We start from the raw sequence: 829 nt of genomic DNA on the forward strand, positions 1-829 counted from the left end.
CCGCTTTTGCAGTAGTTTCTCCATTATCCCATAGGTAGGTATAACCTGCATTTCCACCAAGAGGAGTGACAGTGGCTTGACCATCGCTTAATCCATTGGCAGTAACGGCTTTGTCTTGAATCACTGAGCAAGTTATGGCAGCCTCAGGTTGTCCAATGGTTACGTTACAGCTTGTTTTATATCCTAAATTGTCGGTAACGGTCACGGTATGATTGCCTGCGTTTAGGGCAATTGCTTGTGCAGTAGTTTCTCCGTTATCCCATAAATAAGTGTAGCCAACATTTCCGCCAACGGCAGTCACTGTTGCTGTACCATTGCTGTCTCCATAACATTTAGCAGGAGCGTCTTGAACAATGCTACAGGATAAAACATCAGGTTGTGTGATGGTAACGTCACAAGTGGTTTTGCAACCTTTAGAGTCTGTAACCGTTACGGTATGCAATCCAACGTTAAGAGCCACCGCTTTTGCAGTAGTTTCTCCATTATCCCATAAGTAAGTATACCCTCCATTTCCACCAAGAGGAGTGACAGTGGCTTGACCATCACTTAAGCCATTGGCAGTAACGGCTTTGTCTTGAATCACTGAACAAGTTATGGCAGCCTCAGGTTGTCCAATGGTTACGTTACAGCTTGTTTTATATCCTAAATTGTCGGTAACGGTCACGGTATGATTGCCTGCGTTTAGGGCAATTGCTTGCGCATTAGTTTCTCCGTTGTCCCATAAATAAGTGTAGCCAACATTTCCGCCAACGGCAGTCACTGTTGCTGTACCATTGCTGTCTCCATAACATTTAGCAGGAGCGTCTTGAACAATGCTACAGGATAAAAC

1 protein-coding gene is annotated in these 829 nt (G+C 44.6%); it reads right to left on the bottom strand.

Translation table 11 applies throughout. The features are described 5' to 3' along the window. Positions 1-829 (bottom strand): SprB repeat-containing protein (locus KZH69_RS20370; protein ID WP_219319304.1); only part of this gene is annotated, 829 nt, incomplete at both ends.

The sequence above is a fragment of the Flavobacterium taihuense genome (assembly GCF_019351435.1).
Classification (GTDB): domain Bacteria; phylum Bacteroidota; class Bacteroidia; order Flavobacteriales; family Flavobacteriaceae; genus Flavobacterium; species Flavobacterium taihuense.